This is a genomic window from Bradyrhizobium sp. S3.7.6 (genome assembly GCF_054061875.1).
Window position 1 is genome coordinate 8,041,068 of sequence record NZ_JBSSEQ010000001.1, and the last position, 16,731, is coordinate 8,057,798.

General features: G+C 64.4%; 18 protein-coding genes. 5 read left to right on the plus strand and 13 right to left on the minus strand.

Going from position 1 to position 16,731, the window contains the following annotated elements:
* Nucleotides 1–19: 19 nt before the first annotated feature.
* Nucleotides 20–271, minus strand: coding sequence for a hypothetical protein (locus tag ACVJ5M_RS38835; RefSeq protein WP_063985234.1), 252 nt, complete (start codon nucleotides 269–271; stop codon nucleotides 20–22).
* Between the two features lie 435 nt (nucleotides 272–706).
* Between ACVJ5M_RS38835 and ACVJ5M_RS38840 the strand changes: the two genes are divergently transcribed.
* The 3 genes from ACVJ5M_RS38840 (at nucleotide 707) to ACVJ5M_RS38850 (ending at nucleotide 2,221) form a co-directional block, all read left to right on the plus strand.
* Nucleotides 707–880, plus strand: coding sequence for a hypothetical protein (locus ACVJ5M_RS38840; protein ID WP_187387800.1), 174 nt, complete (start codon nucleotides 707–709; stop codon nucleotides 878–880).
* Between the two features lie 224 nt (nucleotides 881–1,104).
* The gene (locus ACVJ5M_RS38845; RefSeq protein WP_063985235.1) at nucleotides 1,105–1,356 is read left to right on the plus strand and encodes a hypothetical protein; all 252 of its coding nucleotides are present in this window, start codon (nucleotides 1,105–1,107) and stop codon (nucleotides 1,354–1,356) included.
* A 499-nt stretch (nucleotides 1,357–1,855) separates the two neighbouring features.
* Complete coding sequence (locus tag ACVJ5M_RS38850) at nucleotides 1,856–2,221, plus strand: VanZ family protein (protein WP_014497531.1); 366 nt, start codon at nucleotides 1,856–1,858, stop codon at nucleotides 2,219–2,221.
* 24 nt (nucleotides 2,222–2,245) lie between these two features.
* Here the strand turns inward: ACVJ5M_RS38850 and ACVJ5M_RS38855 are convergent, their stop codons facing one another.
* From ACVJ5M_RS38855 to ACVJ5M_RS38910, 12 genes are all read right to left on the minus strand, one after another.
* Complete coding sequence (locus ACVJ5M_RS38855; RefSeq protein WP_063985237.1) at nucleotides 2,246–2,530, minus strand: hypothetical protein; 285 nt, start codon at nucleotides 2,528–2,530, stop codon at nucleotides 2,246–2,248.
* 124 nt (nucleotides 2,531–2,654) lie between these two features.
* A complete protein-coding gene (locus tag ACVJ5M_RS38860) occupies nucleotides 2,655–3,101 on the minus strand; it encodes a hypothetical protein (RefSeq protein WP_028150364.1) in 447 nt (148 codons plus the stop codon).
* Between the two features lie 149 nt (nucleotides 3,102–3,250).
* The gene (locus tag ACVJ5M_RS38865; protein WP_187387801.1) at nucleotides 3,251–4,978 is read right to left on the minus strand and encodes a chemotaxis protein; all 1,728 of its coding nucleotides are present in this window, start codon (nucleotides 4,976–4,978) and stop codon (nucleotides 3,251–3,253) included.
* A gap of 5 nt (nucleotides 4,979–4,983) precedes the next feature.
* Entirely contained in the window at nucleotides 4,984–6,075 is a 1,092-nt protein-coding gene (locus ACVJ5M_RS38870) for a protein-glutamate methylesterase/protein-glutamine glutaminase (protein WP_063985238.1), read from the minus strand.
* Between the two features lie 16 nt (nucleotides 6,076–6,091).
* Nucleotides 6,092–6,946: a CheR family methyltransferase gene (locus ACVJ5M_RS38875; protein WP_063985239.1), complete on the minus strand. Its 855-nt coding sequence runs from the start codon at nucleotides 6,944–6,946 to the stop codon at nucleotides 6,092–6,094.
* A gap of 138 nt (nucleotides 6,947–7,084) precedes the next feature.
* Nucleotides 7,085–8,887: a methyl-accepting chemotaxis protein gene (locus ACVJ5M_RS38880; RefSeq protein WP_354099740.1), complete on the minus strand. Its 1,803-nt coding sequence runs from the start codon at nucleotides 8,885–8,887 to the stop codon at nucleotides 7,085–7,087.
* A 60-nt stretch (nucleotides 8,888–8,947) separates the two neighbouring features.
* A complete protein-coding gene (locus tag ACVJ5M_RS38885) occupies nucleotides 8,948–9,424 on the minus strand; it encodes a chemotaxis protein CheW (RefSeq protein WP_063985241.1) in 477 nt (158 codons plus the stop codon).
* A gap of 36 nt (nucleotides 9,425–9,460) precedes the next feature.
* Entirely contained in the window at nucleotides 9,461–11,158 is a 1,698-nt protein-coding gene (locus tag ACVJ5M_RS38890) for a methyl-accepting chemotaxis protein (RefSeq protein ID WP_063985242.1), read from the minus strand.
* 38 nt (nucleotides 11,159–11,196) lie between these two features.
* The gene (locus tag ACVJ5M_RS38895) at nucleotides 11,197–11,658 is read right to left on the minus strand and encodes a chemotaxis protein CheW (protein WP_166350025.1); all 462 of its coding nucleotides are present in this window, start codon (nucleotides 11,656–11,658) and stop codon (nucleotides 11,197–11,199) included.
* Complete coding sequence (locus ACVJ5M_RS38900; protein WP_063985244.1) at nucleotides 11,658–13,745, minus strand: chemotaxis protein CheA; 2,088 nt, start codon at nucleotides 13,743–13,745, stop codon at nucleotides 11,658–11,660. Before ACVJ5M_RS38900 ends, ACVJ5M_RS38895 begins: the two co-directional genes overlap by 1 nt.
* Nucleotides 13,742–14,107, minus strand: coding sequence for a response regulator (locus tag ACVJ5M_RS38905; protein WP_008142319.1), 366 nt, complete (start codon nucleotides 14,105–14,107; stop codon nucleotides 13,742–13,744). Before ACVJ5M_RS38905 ends, ACVJ5M_RS38900 begins: the two co-directional genes overlap by 4 nt.
* Nucleotides 14,107–14,430 carry an STAS domain-containing protein gene (locus ACVJ5M_RS38910; RefSeq protein WP_063985245.1) on the minus strand — a complete coding sequence of 108 codons (324 nt, stop codon included), beginning with the start codon at nucleotides 14,428–14,430 and terminating at the stop codon, nucleotides 14,107–14,109. Before ACVJ5M_RS38910 ends, ACVJ5M_RS38905 begins: the two co-directional genes overlap by 1 nt.
* 286 nt (nucleotides 14,431–14,716) lie before the next feature.
* On the opposite strand from ACVJ5M_RS38910, the gene ACVJ5M_RS38915 reads away from it, so the two are divergent.
* The gene (locus ACVJ5M_RS38915) at nucleotides 14,717–15,856 is read left to right on the plus strand and encodes a response regulator (RefSeq protein WP_063985246.1); all 1,140 of its coding nucleotides are present in this window, start codon (nucleotides 14,717–14,719) and stop codon (nucleotides 15,854–15,856) included.
* 186 nt (nucleotides 15,857–16,042) lie between these two features.
* Nucleotides 16,043–16,714, plus strand: a complete 672-nt coding sequence (locus ACVJ5M_RS38920; protein ID WP_283018482.1) for a hypothetical protein — start codon at nucleotides 16,043–16,045, stop codon at nucleotides 16,712–16,714.
* The last annotated feature ends 17 nt before the right edge of the window (nucleotides 16,715–16,731 follow it).

Below are 16,731 nucleotides of genomic sequence, written 5' to 3' on the forward strand. Positions count from 1 at the left end.
AACGCCGTGCCATCCATTATCAAGGGGAGATTGCCGCCTGAGCTTGGAGGACATTGAGGGCGCAGGGAACAAGTTCCCTGCTCGCCTCCATCGTCAGCATGGCGTCCGAGCAGCTCCTGCCTGTCTTCGGTAAGCCGATGATCCAGTGTCTGCGATTCATCCTGACGCTCGCAGGCATCAGGAACATCTTCATCGCCACCACGTCGAAGGACCGGTCACTGTTTCGACGGCTGTCGGCGACGGCTCGACGATCGGCCGACACTTCTTCCATGCTCGTCAGAACAGTCCGCGCGGATTGGTGGAGCTGCCGCGTCTCGCCGCAGCGCCGAGACGCGGGGTCGTGATCTTCCGATATCGGCAGGCGCCCCCTGCAAGGATTTCGAGCGCGGACTTGCGAAGACCGTGCGCCGGTTCTGCGACAACCGGACGTCGTGGCAGAGCATCCTCGATCCCCACCATCAAAGCGTGCAGACCGATCTTGGTTAGCGAAACTCCGTGGTTATACGGAGCGCAACGCGCCGATTTCATCGCGGTAAGGTTGAGCAGTTAGCTTAATCCGCGTTGTTTGTTGCGAACCTTAGTGGATCGCATATCCATCTTCTCACCGGGCTCCCCCAGGCCCGGCCCCACCCAAGCAAAGCCGTCGAGCGAACGTGGGTCCGCTTGGCGGCTTTGTCTTTGTGTCGACGAGAGGATGATTTCGGTTATGGCGCGCAGGCCCTGGTCGTTCAAGGAAGACCGCCGGCTGATGGAATTGGCCAAGTCTTCGACTTCGCTGGAAGAGGCAGCAAAACTTCTCGGGCGCTCGCCCGATGCGATCAAGCGTATGGCCTTGCGCCTCGGCCTGTCGCTGAAATCCAAGGGCCCCAAGAAGGGCTAGCGTCGGCCGCGCGCGACACGTCATGGACGGGCGCGTCCGCCTCATCAATCGATGAATGGCAGCCGCCAATCGACATGGGCCGATCGCTTTCGGCGCTCTCGATCTCTCCGTGCCCGGATGTTAGACTATCCAACGATGAAGATTGAACATCGTCCCTTTTCGGCGCAGAACGATCGCCGGACCGGCTTCGGTCTCAGTTTGATAGATTGTTGGAGGAATGCACCATGTTGTCCCGCGCGCTCGCCGTAGCTCTGCTCCTGGCTCTGCCCTCAGTAGCGTCGGCGCAAGTCCCCGTGGGGTTCGGATTTCCAAACGGCGCGCCGTGGTGCGCCTTCGGTTTCGATTGCCGATTCCTGAATTACCGGGAATGCGCCGACTGGATTTTCGATCCCGCGCGCAACTGCCTCAAGAATCCGTACTTCGCAGCCCACTACCCGACCAATGTCGACAAGGGCTGGACCTACAATCGGCGTTGAACGTCGGTCCCTGCGAACAGCTTGGTCATGCGGTCTGGCGCGTTGCTTCGTGCTTGACCGGGGTGGCCTGGTTTTGTCGATGACGAGAATTTGGGCAGGGACGATCGCCTGCCCGTTCCCCTGACGGTGGAACTCTCAGCCGCGCTCCGCATTGTTTTCGAAAGAAAAGCGGGAGGCGGAGCCGTCATGGCAAGCTCTTTCCTTATCGTGATGTCGATCTGGTTCGGCATCAACATCCTGTTCTTGGCAGTCCGGCTTTGGATCACCAGGCCGAAGAACTGGCAGATGAATGCCTGCCCTCGCCAACTCAGCGCCGTCCGCGTGAGATCGCGACTACACCGCCACGTTTGACGTCAACTGCATGCGTGCGGATTGGGCCGTAGCCACGGCTGCGCGGCTTGCCCGTGAACCTCGGTTCATGCCATCGAGGGTTTGTGAACCTTAACGATGTTCTTGGCTTTCGAAAGCGGCCAGCCGGTCGACCGGCTATGTTGGCGCAATGCGCCGCAATCATCTCATCGCAGCCGCGGTTATCTGTCTCGTGCTCATCGTCTATGCGACGCTGGCCAAGCTCGCGGGCCGGCCGGCACTCATGGGCCACGCGGAGGCCTACTGGGTCGTCGTGATCGAGCGCTTCAGCGCCTACGGCCTGTTGGGCTTCCTGCTGTCCTTCCTGCTACCGGGGCGCGTCAAGCTGGCTTGCGCGTTCGTGATCGCCGTCGCAGTCGGGTTAGAGGTCTTGCAGGCCGTGACGCCGGATCGTGATCCACGATTCATCGATGTGCTGCAAAAGGCCGCCGGCGGCACCGTCGGCGTCCTTCTGGCCCAAACCATCCTGGCTTTCCTGCCGAGGCCGCCGTCCTGAGGCGGCCGCCGGCGCCGCGAGAACTTACGCCACTCCGCTCCGCAAGCTCGGCTGACTCGTCGAAAGAACCCCGGACATCTGCCGGTGAGCATCGCGCAGCGCCGTGATCGCGTCATCGAGGTCGAATTCGGCTTCGCGAACGGTCTCGAAGAACCGGGCCATCAAGGCGAGGTTCAGCTTGACGCGGGTGTTCCCGTCGCGGCTCTTGCGGCGATCGAGCGACAGATGCATCGCCTGCATCCTGGCCTCGGCAGCGCTGCAGCCGCTGAGGGTCGCGAGTTCGTCATATGTCATCCAGATCTGAGGCATGTCCCTGTCCGCCTTTTGTTATGGGCCCCAACCTAGATTTCACCTCTAAAACTAGTGTTGCCGCAGTCCAGTCGCGCCGTGATTTCGCGACAACAGCGTCAATGCAAAGCTAAAAACCGGCACCTTACGACACAGGCGCCTTGGGCGGCGTGAACGGGTGACGCGGCCGGGAACGGTTGTCGAGGCCCTTGGGCAGCTTGTCGGCGTTGAGCTTCACGACCGCGCATTTGGCGTCGGCTGCCGGCGCATCTTCCTGGCTGTAGATCAGCGTCGCCTCGAACTTCACGTCGGGTGCTTCCTTGGCCGTTCCCGAACAGCTCGCCACCAGGCCGTTGCACACACCCGAAAGTTTGACCTCGACCTCATCAGGCCCAAAGACGCTCAACGGACCGTCAGCATGCCGGTTCACGGTCAGGACGGCCGAGAAGTGCTGCTCATCGACCCGGTAGGAACCACCATAAGTAAAGAAGCTGTCGCGGCCCGAGATCCGGCCCTCGGCCAGATCCACGATGCCGGTGCCCTGACCTCGTGGGGTCCTGAACCAGGCAGCGTATTTACCGTCTCTCAGCATGGGGAATTTTCCGAGGTGAAGATCGCCCTGTATTTGCGACCAACTCTGGGGCGCGACAATGACCTAACGGCCAGCCCTTCGGGCAAGGTTAATGCTCGGAAAACCCAATCCGTCGAATTGCCGCCGACGCGCGACGCCGGCGGCGAACGTCAGAACAACTCTATGCCGTCATCCGCGGTCTCGACCGCTTCGACGCGGCGCGTGGCGGCGATCGACGCAAGGCCAAGCGTTTGCAGGAATTCCCGGTGAACGTCCCGCTCGCGCTCCATCGTGTAGCGCGCGAAGAGATCATCGAGCATCGCCTGATCCTGCGCCTCCGGCTGCGGCCGCTGCGCGCCGGCGCTCGCGGTCTCGAGCCGCGCGGCAACCGCAGGCAAGGCCGCGGAGCTCTCGCCTAGCGAGCTCATCAGACCTTGCGCCGAATTCATCAGGCCCTCGAATTCCGCGCCTTCATCGACGAGCCGGCTCATCAGCTTGCCGAGCCGTTCGTTGCCGACCTCGACCTCGCGCAGCGCCTGGAGGATCTGCGGCTCGAACTTGGCGAGCTGCGTGGGATCGCCCCGGACGCGGAGCTCCTTCAGCTCGTTCGCAGAGCGCTCGATGCCGTCGAGCACGGGCCGCAGGCGCCCCGCGCCCACAGAGACCTGGTCGGCGGTCGCCTTGAGCTCGTTGGCGATCACGACGAACGCGCTGCCGCGGCTGCCCAGATGGCTTGCCTTGAGGCCGGCATTCATTCCGATCAGGGTAATGTCGACGGTCGCTTCGGCAAGTCCTGCGATGGCCTGGCGAAACTTTGCCAACGTGCCCTCGACGATGGCCAGCGCCTCGTCGACCGAGCGGCCGGCGCTCTCGCAGGTAGCGATCAGGGTCGAGGCATGTGCCAGTGCCTGCTTGATGCGCGCGAGGAACGATGACGAGCCGCCATCCGCGCCGCCGAACAGATTGCGGCCATGGCCGACGACATTGCCCGCATCGTGCAGGATGGCGGTGAGCGCGCGAACGATCTGGCCGATGTCGCCGCCGAATTCGCGCTGGGCGTCCCTGAGCAGGGCCGCCTGCAACTGGCCGATCGCGCGCGCGCCGTCCTCGCTCGCGCCCCGTTCGGGAACAAGGCCCGGCGCAGCTTCCGACGCCTGGCCGAGGCCATGACAGACATGTTCGAGGCGCTGGCGCGTGCTGTCGCCGGCCTGCAAGGAAATGATTGCGCCGCCGACCGCCTCGGCGATCTTCCTGGTGCTGGTGCTCGCGAGGTCGGCGAGCTGGCTGCTGTCCCGGCGCTGGCCGCGCAATCCGGAATAGGCTGCGCCGAGCTCGGCGCTCTCCGACACCAATTGATTCCGATAACGGCTCTCGAACTCCTTCTGCCGACCGGAGGCCGTAGCAACCGCCTCGGACAGGCGCTGCTGGTCCCGCGCGCAGCCCTCGATCGAACCTTGTACCGCCTTGCCGAGATCGTAGGCTTCCTGCGTGAAGGCGAGAAAGCCCTCGCGGTCGCCGTCGAGCGAGGCCGCCTCGATCCGCGCGCTGCGCGCGATGATGGTGATCATCTGGATGTGCTTGAACAGCGGCTTGAGCAGCGCGGACGCCTCCGCCGTACTCGTGCCGATGGTCGCAAGCAGGGCGCTCTCGGCCGGCAGCGCCTCTGCCAGCTCGCTGAGCCGCGCGGCGATCTCCTGTAGCGCGGTGGCGGCGCCCTCGATCTCGGCGCCGGAGAGTTCCTCCGAGAGCGTCGCGAGGCCCTGGTTCAGCTCCTTGAAGATGAGGTGACCGCGACCGAGCTCGTGACCGACGCGCGCGAAGACGTCCTCGATCCGCGACGAGACATCCTCGATCGCGACGATCGCCTCGGTGAGCGTATTGGCCGGAATGGCGGACATCGCAATCAACCTGCCACCGCAACGTGTCCGGCCTGATACCAGAGCATGATCTCGCGCGGGATATGATGCAGCGAGACGACCTTCTCGACACCGCCATGCGCGATGGCTTCCTTGGGCATGCCGAACACCACGCAGCTCTCCTCGTCCTGCGCGCGCGTCGAGGCGCCGAGCTTGCGCATCTCCAGCATGCCGCGCGCGCCGTCGTCGCCCATGCCCGTCATGATCACGCCGAGCGCGTTGGCGCCGGCATGCTGGGCCGCGGAGCGAAACAGCACGTCGACCGAGGGGCGATGCCGCGACACCGGCGGGCCGTCCTTGATCGCGATCTGATAGCGCAGGCCAATGCGCTGGAGCAGCATGTGACGGGCGCCCGGCGCGATATAGGCGCAGCCCGGCAGCACCGGCTCGCCGTCCTCGGCTTCCTTGACGCGGACCTGGCAGACGCTGTCGAGGCGCCTGGCGAAGGCGGCGGTGAAACCAGCCGGCATGTGCTGGACGATGACGATGGGAGGACAGTGCGGCGGCAGCATCTCGAGGACGTCGTTGAGCGCTTCGGTCCCGCCGGTCGATGCACCGATGCACACGATGCGTTCAGTCGTCGGCCGGACCTTACCCTGCACCGGCGGCGGGATGATGGCGTCGGCGGTCAGCTTCCTCTCGATCATACGGCGCTCCGCCCGCGGGCGCACCCGCGCGCGCGCTGCCGATTTCACGGCCTCGCGCAGCCGCGTCGAGCATTCGAGCAGCGCCTGCCGGGTGTCGATCTTCGGCTTCGGCACGATGTCGACCGCGCCCGCCTCGAACGCCTCGAACATCACGTTGGAGCCTTCCTCGGTGAGTGAGGAGCAGATGATCACCGGGATCGGGCGCTGCGCCATGATCTTGCGCAGGAAGGTCATGCCGTCCATGCGCGGCATTTCCAGGTCGAGGATCATGACATCGGGGATTTCGTTCTGGAGGCGGCGCGCCGCCGCGAACGGATCGGAGGCCGCCCCCATCACCTCGATGTCAGGATCGTCGTTGAGGATCGTTTGCAGGATTTGGCGCACCGACGCCGAATCGTCCACGATCAGTACGCGAACTTTCTCCCTCGGCATTCTGGTTGCGCTCCGGCTAGACCTTGAAAATGGTTGGCTGAACTTGCTTCAGACCCGGCACTGCACTGTGAATCATCGATTCCGAATGACCGACCAGAAGATAGCCGCCGGGCCGCAAATGGCTGCACAATTGCTCGATCACCTTGCGCTGGGTCTCGCGCTCGAAATAGATCAGGACGTTGCGGCAGAAGATGATGTCGACGTCCCGGTCGACGGGGTAGGACTTATCCATGAGGTTCATCCTCATGAAATGCGTCATGCGCCGCAATTCCGGCACCACCCGCACTTCGCCGCGCAACTTGTCGCGTGACGACAGGAAATATCGCTTCAGGAAATGCTCCGGCACCGGCGCCAGCACGTCGCGGGTGTAGATCGCGGTCTTGGCAAGACGCAGTACCGCGGTCGAAATGTCGGTCCCGAGGATGCGGTACTGAAACCGCGAGCCGTTCCGCGTCATGTCGTCGAGCACCATGGCGGTGGTGTAGGCTTCCATGCCGGTGGAACTCGCCGAGCTCCAGATCTTCAGGTTCGCGTTTTTCCGCCCGTGCGACTTGAGCAGGGCCGGGATCGCGACGTCCCTCATGAAGGTGAAGTGCTGGGGCTCCCGGAAGAAGTCGGTCTTGTTGGTCGTCACCACATCGATGAGATGGGTCAGCTCGGTGTCGAAATGATCGGCCTCGAACAGGTTGTCGACATACTCGTTGAGGTCGGAGAAGTTCAGCGCGCGCACGCGCTTGTGCAGCCGCCCCTCCAGCATCAGCCGCTTGCCCTGCGGCAGCTTGATGCCGACCTGGCCCTCGATCAGTTCGGCGATGGTCCGGAAGTGGCGGTCGGACAGATGGACGACCGTATCCTGCACGGCGGGCATCATGGCTGAATGCCCCGGTCCGCGATGGCCGCCTGCACTGAATGTCGGGCCGAACGGGCCATCTTGAATCCCACGCGTTTACACGATCACTGACGGCGGATCGGCCCACCGGCGAAGGATGGGCCGACCTCTTGACGGGTCTCAGCGCTGGAAATCGGCGTCCCGATCGTCCTCGCCGTCGTTCATGTCGAAGGCGAAGCCGCCGCCACCGGCCGCCTTCACCGCGCGCGCCGGCCTCGCCTGCGGCTTCTTGGCCGGCCGCTCGACGGCCGCCATTGTCGCCGCCTTGGCGCGGAGCTGGGTGACCGCTCGGTCGATCGGCGCAGCGGCCTGGCTGCGTCCCTGCTCGATGCGGAAATAGGCGATCGTCGACTGAAGCTGCTCGGCCTGCGAGGCGAGCTCCTCGGAGGTCGAGGACACCTGCTCGGAGGCGCTGGCGTTCTGCTGGCCGACCTTGTCGAGCTGCTGGATCGCCTGGTTGATCTGGGCCGAGCCGACGTCCTGCTCGCGGCAGGCGGCGGTGATTTCCTCGACGAGCTCTGCCGTCCTCTTGATATCAGGGACGAGCCTGGAGAGCATATTGCCGGCCTCCTGCGCAACCTTGACGGTTTCAGTCGAGAGCGTGCCGATCTCGGCGGCGGCGGCCTGGCTGCGTTCGGCGAGCTTGCGCACTTCGGACGCAACCACGGCAAAGCCCTTGCCGTGCTCGCCGGCGCGCGCGGCCTCGACCGCGGCGTTGAGCGCGAGCAGGTCGGTCTGGCGCGCGATCTCCTGCACGATCGTGATCTTCTCTGCGATGGTCTGCATCGCGTTGACGGCGCGGCCGACCGCGGCGCCGCTGGCCTCGGCATCCTTGGCGGACTGCGCGGCGATCTTCTCGGTCTGGTTCGCGTTGTCGGCGTTCTGCTTCACGTTCGAGGCCATCTCTTCCATCGAAGAAGAAGCTTCCTCGGCGGACGAGGCCTGCTCGGTCGCGCCCTGCGAGAGCTGCTCGGCGCTGGCGGAGAGCTCCTGGCTGCCGGCGGAGACGTTCTGCGCCGCGGTCAGGGCTTCCGACACGATCTGACGGAGCTTCTCCACCATGCGCTCGAGCGCGAGGCCGAGCGTATCCTTGTCCGACAGCGGTTTGGCCTCGACCATGAGATCGCCCTGCGCGATCTGGTTGGCGAGCGCCGCCGTCACGTTGAGGTTGACCGTCATCGCGTTCAGCGACTTGATGAGATCTCCGATCTCGTCATTGCTGGAGGACTCGATCTTGTGGCTGAGATCGCCGATCGCCACCGCATCAGCGAGGCCCACCGCCTGCGCCAGCGCACGGCTGATGTTCAGCGCAATCCAGGTCGCCGCGACCGCGGCGATCAGGAGCGAGGCAATGACCAGGCTCATCAGCAGCATCTCGGCGCGCGCACCGTCCTGCTTTGACTGCTCGGCCTGCTCAGCCATGTTCTTCTTGACATTCTTGATGTAGACATCGGCCGCTTCGATCGCGTCCGCAACGACCTTGCGGCCATCATGCATGGAGCGATCCAGGGCCTTCGGCTTGTCGGTCTTCGCAAGCCTGACCGTCTCGTCCTGATAGGCGTTGAGCTTGGCGAAGGCGACGTTGAAGACCTCCATCAGCTTCTTGCCGCTTTCGCTGGCGGCTGCGTAGATCTCGTCCTTCGACTTGGTGATCGCGTCGCGGTTCTTGATGAGGTCGGCCTGGAACTGCTCGTGTTCCGCATCGGACGCTGCGAGAATCGCGTTCTTCTCCGCGCGCACAAGGAACAGGATGCCTTCCTTCAGCTCGGCGGCCTTTTCCATCCGGCCCGCACGGCTGACCAGAAGCTCGGTGGTGCCGACCATGTCCGCCAGCTTCACATAGCCGACCGCGCCGGCGATCATGGACAGCAGGATGACGACGCCGAAGGCGCTGGCAAGCTTGGCTTTGACGGTGAATCTCATGTCAGTCTCGTTGGTTCGAATTGGGGTGCTTACGCTTGACCACGCTTCACGCTTGCAAATTCAGGCGGCGCGAGAGGTATCGCGCCCTTCCGGGATCTCGTCGTTCGCCATCAGCTTGGCGAGATCGAAGATGACGACGAATTTCTCGCCCTTGCGGCCGATCCCGGCGGCATAGTCGGACTGCCATTTTCCGCCGACCTCGGGGATGGGCTCGATCGCCTGCTCGTCGATATCGGTGACCTCGAACACGCAATCGGCGACGAAGCCGACGCCGACCAGGCGATCCTTCATCGGCACGTCGAGGATGATGATGCGGGTCGCTTCAGTCGCTTCCACGGCCGGCAGGCCGAGCTTGGTGCGGAGGTCGACGATGGGATAGCCGCTGCCGCGCACGTCGATCATGCCGAGCAGGAAATTCGGCGCATGCGGCAGCCGTGAGATCGGCCGCATGTCGAGAATTTCCCGGACATTGCGGATGCTGATGCCGAACGTCTCGCCGGCGAGCCCGAGCGTCAGATATTGCGAGGTTGCGGCCATGGTACGGTCCAGAGTCAGATTGTTTTCAAGTTGCGGTCAGCGCTGAAACTCGGCGTCGCGGTCGTCTTCGCCGTCATGCATGTCGAAGGCGAAGCCGCCGCCATTGGCGACCTTCAGCGCGCGCGCCGGCTTGCGGGCGGGCGCGGGCTTCTTGACGCCGCGGTCCGCTGCCGCCATGTGCGCGGCCTTGGCGCGGAGCTGGGTGACCGCACGGTCGATCGGCGCGGGCGCGGCAGCCTCGCCGCGGCCGGCATGCTCGATGCGGAAGAACGAGATGGTCGACTGAAGCTGCTCGGCCTGCGAGGCGAGCTCCTCGGATGTCGAGGACACCTGCTCGGAGGCGCTGGCGTTCTGCTGGCCGACCTTGTCGAGCTGCTGGATCGCCTGATTGATCTGGGCTGAGCCGACGTCCTGCTCGCGGCAGGCCGCCGTGATCTCCTGGACCAGCTCGGCAGTCTTCTTGATGTCGGGCACGAGCTTGGACAGCATGTCGCCGGCTTCCCGAGCGACCTTCACGGTTTCCGTCGACAGCGTACCGATGTCGGCCGCGGCCGCCTGGCTGCGTTCGGCGAGCTTGCGCACTTCGGACGCGACCACGGCAAAGCCCTTGCCATGCTCACCGGCGCGCGCGGCCTCGACCGCGGCGTTGAGGGCAAGCAGGTCGGTCTGGCGCGCGATCTCCTGCACGATCGTGATCTTCTCGGCGATGGTCTGCATCGCATTGACGGCGCGCCCGACGGCGACGCCGCTGGCTTCCGCGTCCTTGGCCGACTGCGCGGCGATCTTCTCGGTCTGGTTGGCGTTGTCGGCATTCTGCTTCACGTTCGAGGCCATCTCTTCCATCGAGGACGAGGCTTCCTCGGCCGACGAGGCCTGTTCGGTCGCGCCCTGCGACAGCTGCTCGGCACTGGCCGAAAGCTCCTGGCTTCCGGCCGAGACGTTCTGCGCCGCGGTGAGTGCTTCGGCGACGATCTGCTTGAGCTTCTCGACCATGGAGTTCAGCGAGGTAACAAGATCGCCGATCTCGTCGTTGCTTGTGACCTTGATCGACTGGCTGAGATCGCCATCGGCAACCGCGCCGGCGAGCCCGACGGCGCGGCCGAGACCGCGGGAGATGCTCAAGGAAATCCAGATCGCGGCGATCAGGCCGATGACAAGCGAAGCCAGCACGGCCGAGATCAGCAGGAGCTGGGCCCGGTTGCCGTCCTCGTGAGCCTGGGCCGCCTGAGCGGCCATGTTCTTCTTGACGTTGGTGACGTAGACGTTGGCGGCTTCCATGGCCTCGGCGACCGCCTTGCGGACCTCGGTCATGGAGCGCTCGGCGGCTTTCGCCTTGTCGGTCCGGGCGGTCTTGAGGGCGTCGTCCTGAACGGCGTTCATCCGCGCGTACGCGACGCCGAAATTCTCCATGAGTTTCTTGCCTTCGGGGGAAGCCGCGGCCTGGATCTCTTCCTTCAACTTCGAGAGCGTCTCGCGCTGCTTGGCGATTTCGGCGATAAAACGATCCGCCTCGCCTTCAGGCGCGAGAATGAGGTTCTTCTCGGCGCGAACCTGAAGCAGGATACCCTTCTCGATCTCCGCCGCACGGTCCATCCGGTTGGCACGCGACACCAGACTGTCGGCGGTGTCGATCATCTCGCTCAGTTTCACATAAGCGAGGCCGCCCGCCGCCATCGACAGCAATAGGACCACACCGAACGCGATGGCAAGCTTTGCCTTGACCGTGAATCTCATTTCCAGCCCCTACCCCAGTCTCGCCCCGAGACCTCATTTCAATTCAGGATGCGTTCCATGTTGGGAACGATGACAAACTCTTCTCGCCACTTGGCGATGAAACGGATGAACTCCGGCTTCCAGTGCATGCCGACGCGCGGCGTCTGCTGCACGTCGGTCTGCGATATCTCGGTGACCTCGTAGACCTTGTCGGCGGTGACGCCGACCAGGACCGGCTCGCCGTCGAGCGTGAGCTCGATGACGACGATGCGCGTGTCGGCCGAATTGTCGAGCTGCGGCATGCCGAAGCGGATGCGCAGGTCCGCAAGCGGAATGACGTTGCCGCGCACGTTGATGACGCTCGGAACGAAGGCCCGCGCGCCCGCCACCTTGGTCACCGGCACGGGATCGATGATCTCGCGCACGAGGCCTGCGTCGAGCGCGAACTTCTCCTCGCCGAGGCCAATCATTACGACCTGCATCGCGTCGGCGTGATGCTCGCCCGTCAAACCATCGTTCATCAGGCCGCCTCGCTGATATGCTGTTTCTCGACCTTCGACTGCGCCAGCGTGACGAGCTGCGCGACATCGAGGATCAGCGTCGCCGTGCCGTCACCCAAAATCGTCGCGCCGGAGAAGATCGTGACGTCGGAGTGCAGCTTGGAGAGCGACTTGATCACGGTCTGGTGGTTGCCGATGATCTGGTCCGCGACAAGACCGACGTGCGTCTCACCGGTCGAGATGATGATCGTCTTCTGGTGCCGGTCGGGCGTACCCGACGCAGTCATGATTTCGCGCAGCCTGAGGAAGGGCACGAGATTGCCTCGCACGTTGAGGAAGTTGCGGCCGCGGGAGCGCTCGTCCTCGGCGGTCAGCTCGATGCATTCCTCCACGGCCGACAACGGAATGATGTAGCGGCCCTCGCCGACACGGATCAAAAGACCCTCGATGATCGCAAGCGTCAGCGGCAGGCGCAGCGTCACCGTGGTGCCCTGGCCCGGCCGGGTCGACAGATCGATCGTGCCGCGCATGTTCTCGATGGTGCGCTTGACGACGTCCATGCCGACGCCGCGGCCCGACAGCGCCGAGATGGTCTGCGCGGTCGAGAAGCCCGGGTGGAACAGGAATTGGTGGATCTCGTGATCGGTCAGCACGGCGCCGGAGGCGATCAGCCCCTGCTCTTCCGCTTTCGCGCGGATGCGCGCGGTGTTGAGGCCGCCGCCATTGTCCTTCACGGTGACGAGCACCTGCGCACCGGAATGAACGGCCGCGAGCTCGATCCGGCCCTGCTCCGTCTTGCCGTTGGCGGAGCGGGTCGCGGTGTCTTCGATGCCATGGTCGATGGCGTTGCGGATCAGGTGAACCAGCGGATCGGCCAGGCACTCGATCATGGTCTTGTCGAGCTCGGTGTCCTCGCCCGTGGTGACGAATTCGACCGGCTTCGACAGGTCGCGCGACAAATCGTGCACCAGGCGGCGGAAGCGGCCGAACAGCGAGCCGATCGGTACCATGCGCGCGCCCATCGTGGTGTCGCGCAGGGAGGAGGCGAGGCGCTCGATTTCCTCGGCGATCATCTTGATCGAGAGATCCGAGCCGGACGAGGCGAGCTGCGTCAGCCGCGCCTGGGCGATGACGAGCTCGCCGACCCGGTCCATCAACTCGTCGAGACGCTCGGCCTGGACGCGGACGGTGGCGATGCCGCGATCGTCACGCTTGGCCTCGGGTTTCGGTTCAGACTTCGATTCAGGCTTGGCTTCCGGCTTCGGCTCTGCCTTGAGGAGGGGCTGCGCGGCGACGGGCGCGTCAGCGACCTCGACCGCCGGCGCGGCCATCTCGGCCACGGGAGCCGGCTCTTCGTCGAGGAGCTGGAACAACGGCAGCGGCGCGGGCGCTTCAACCTGCTCAAGCGGCGAGAGCGTCAGCTTCATCTCGTCCTGGACGAACATGAAGACGTCGTCGATCGCGTCCTTGTCGCAGGCGGCGTGCAGCTTGACGTCCCACTTCAGATAGCAATCTTCCGGCTCCATCTCGTCGAGGAACGGGATGCCGTCGGTCACGGGCACGACGAAGCACGGGCCGAGCTTGCAAAGGTCTTCCAGCAGATCGAGCGGGTTCGAGCCGTTGCGCAGGATGTGGGATTCAAATTCCAGATACAGGTGCCAGCCGGCCTGCTTGCTTTCACCGGGGGCCAGCGGCGGCGCTTCGGCGATTTCGGCGACGGGCGCGGCGGACTGGTCGGGAAACACGAAGCGCTTGAGGTCGTCGAGGATGGCCTCGCCGATGATGTCGTCGGTCGACTGCGGATCCTCGATCAGCGCGCGGATATAGTCCTTGGCCGCAAGCGCGACCGAGATCAGCTCCTGCGTCGGCTTGATCTCGCCCTTGCGGACGCGGTCGAACGCGGTCTCGAATTCGTGGGTAAAGGAGGCGACCTTGTCGAAGCCGAACATGGCGCCCGAGCCCTTGATCGTATGCAGGGCGCGGAAGGCGGAATCGACCAACTCGCGGTCGTCGGGACGCTGGCCGAGATCGAGCAGGGCCCCTTCCAGGACCTCGAACAACTCGCTGGCTTCCTGGCGAAAGACCTCTGTCGGGTCCATCGCGTTCATGCACGCACCAGCTTGCCGACCACGGCGAGCAGCTGCTCCGGCTTGAACGGCTTGGTAATCCAGCCGGTGGCGCCGGCGCTCTTGGCTTCCTGCTTCACCGTGTCGTTGGATTCGGTGGTCAGGAACACGATGGGCATGCCGACCGCGCTCGGCAGCTTGCGCAGCGCCCGGATCAGCTCCAGCCCGTTCATGACGGGCATATTGAGGTCGGTGATGACGAGGTCGAGCTTGCCGGCCTGCGCCTTGGCGAGCCCTTGTGCGCCGTCGCCGGCCTCGATCACGTTGTGACCGGCCGGCTCGAGCACGACCTTGATCATCTGACGGATGCTGGGGGAATCGTCGACCGTGAGAATCGTGGCCATCAGGTGCCATCTTTCTTTTGCGGGAAGTGCTGATCGATCATCGCATCGCTGGCGAAGCCGGCGCGGCGAAGGGTGTTGCGCAGAGACTGGGAGAACGATGTGAGCACCACCGGGCGGCCTTGGGCCTCGCCCGTCTTGGCGGTCGACAGCAGAAGCTGGATCGAGGTTACGTCGGCCTTGTCGACGCTCGAACAATCGATCTCGAGCCGGTCCTGCCGGCCGAAAGCTTCGCGGATCAGGTCATAGACACTGCGGATCGCAGCGATGCTGCAATCTGCAGGCAGCCGTAGGGACCACTTCGGCTCAGTGACGTCAGACGGCATTCGTCCCCCAGATTTCCTCGGGATTCGCTGCACGCATGACGCGAATCTCGCGCGACGACTATTCGCTTGGGAGAGTGTGCAAACCCCTAATGGGCATCACCGTACAACTACGGGTCACAAACCGAAGAACTTCGCGCATGCATGCAGGCGTGCATGGTTCGCTCAATTCGCATGCGCTGTGCGCAGTCTTGAGTCAGTTCGCCGCAGCCCGGGCGTTTGCTCCGCGTTAAATCGCAAAGGCTATTCGTGGAGGTCACGCCTCGCATCCGAACGAGACCGGCCGCCGATGCTGACCCAAGCGCTTCTCGTTGATGACAGCCGCTCTGTCCTCAATTTCCTGAAACGTCATATCGAAGCCGAAGGCCTGGTCGAGGCCACGACGTTCCTCGATCCCGTCGAGGCGCTGGCTTGCGCACGCGAGCGCGTCTTCGACCTCGTGCTGGTCGACTACGAGATGCCGCATATGGACGGCATCAGCTTTATCCGCGCCTTCCGCACCCTGCCCGGCTGCGCCGACATCCCGATCGCAATGATCACGTCGCGACAGACCGATGACGTCAAGATGGAAGCGCTGCAGGTTGGTGCAACCGATTTCTTACCGAAACAGCCACAGAGCCTCGAGATGACGGTGCGCCTGCGCAACTTGGTGCGCCTTGGTGCAGCCGTGCGCAAGCAGAACGACCGTGCCGCCGATCTGGCGAGCGCGGTCGCGGCCGCGACCCAGAAGCTCGGCGAGCGCGAGGAGGAGATCATCCTGCGGCTCGCGCTTGCGGTCGAATACCGCGACAACGACACCGGCGAGCACACGCTGCGGGTCGCCCGCTACAGCCGCATCATCGCCGAGCAGCTCGGCCTGCCGCCCCGGCTCTGCCGCGACATCTATCTGGCCGCGCCCCTGCACGACGTCGGCAAGGTCGCCATCCCCGACCATATCCTCCTCAAGCCCGGCAGGCTCACCGACGATGAGATGGCGGTGATCCGCACCCATGCGACGATCGGCGAAAAGATCCTGGCGGACTCCAGCTGCGAGCTGATCCAGCTCGGTGCGCAAATTGCCGCAGGCCATCACGAACGCTGGGATGGCGCGGGCTATCCGAACGGCCTTCAGGCAGACGAGATCCCGGTCGCCGCACGCGTCGTCGCGGTCGCCGACGTCTTCGACGCCCTGACGACGCGCCGGCCATATAAAGAGCCGATGCCGCTCGACGTGGCGCGCGACTATCTGGTCGAGAACCAGGGCCGGCAGTTCGACCCGGCCTGCGTCGAGGCCTTCCTGTCGCGCTGGGACGAGGTCGTGGAAATCGCCGCCGGTCAGCAGGCGACGCCGTATCAGAAGACCGAAGCCCCTCTCGCGCCCATTATAGAGTGTGCGGCAGAGAGCCCTGCGGTCGAGGACCGGTTGCCTGAGCCCGTCCCGGCCGCCTGACATGATCCATCCGGCAAATAGCTTGCCGCGGCTTCGCTTCTCCGGTCGCAGGTTTGAACCTGTTCCTGCTAGAGTGCACCAACAACCAAGAGTGATTCCGGTCACATTTGTCTGGACGCGCCGCTGCTAAGCATCGGACCAGGACGGGGACCGGCGATTTATCGGTCGAATTGGATGAGAATTCCCATGAGAAGCCTGATCAGCGCTGGTGTCGGCGCGTTCTGTCTTGCGGCCCCCGCTTTGGCGGAGACCCCTGCCGCGATCGTCGAGGACGTCCAGGGCAAGGTCGATGGCATCGCGTTCATGGACTATGTCGCGCCCGGCAAGATCATCAAGCTCGGGCCCAAGGCCAGCATCACGCTCAGCTACCTCAAATCCTGCCAGCGCGAGACCATCAGCGAAGGCGTCGTCCTGGTCGGCGCCGAGCAGAGCACCGTGCAGCTCGGCGAGGTCAAGCGCGAGAAGGTGCCCTGCGATACCAATGCAGCAAAACTGTCCGAGCGCGAGGCCAACCAGAGCGCCGCAACGACCTTCCGCACCATGCGATCGGACGTCAAGGGAGCGCCGCCGGCCAAGCTGCCGACGCTCTATGGCGTCGCCCCGCTGATACAGGCCAAGAGCGGCAGCACGCTGGTGATCGAACGTACCGACGGCAAGGAGCCCACGATCAGCGTGCCGCTCAAGAGCGAGATCATGGTCGGCGGCAAGTTCTACGACTTTGCCAAGGCCGGAAAGACACTGACCCCGGGCGGCAGCTATCTCGCCATCCTTGGCGCCAAGCGCTACGCCTTCCAGGTCGATGCCAGCGCCACGTCATCGCCGACGCCGATCGTCGGTCGGCTGCTGCGGCTCGAATAGGCGGTCTGCGACGGGGC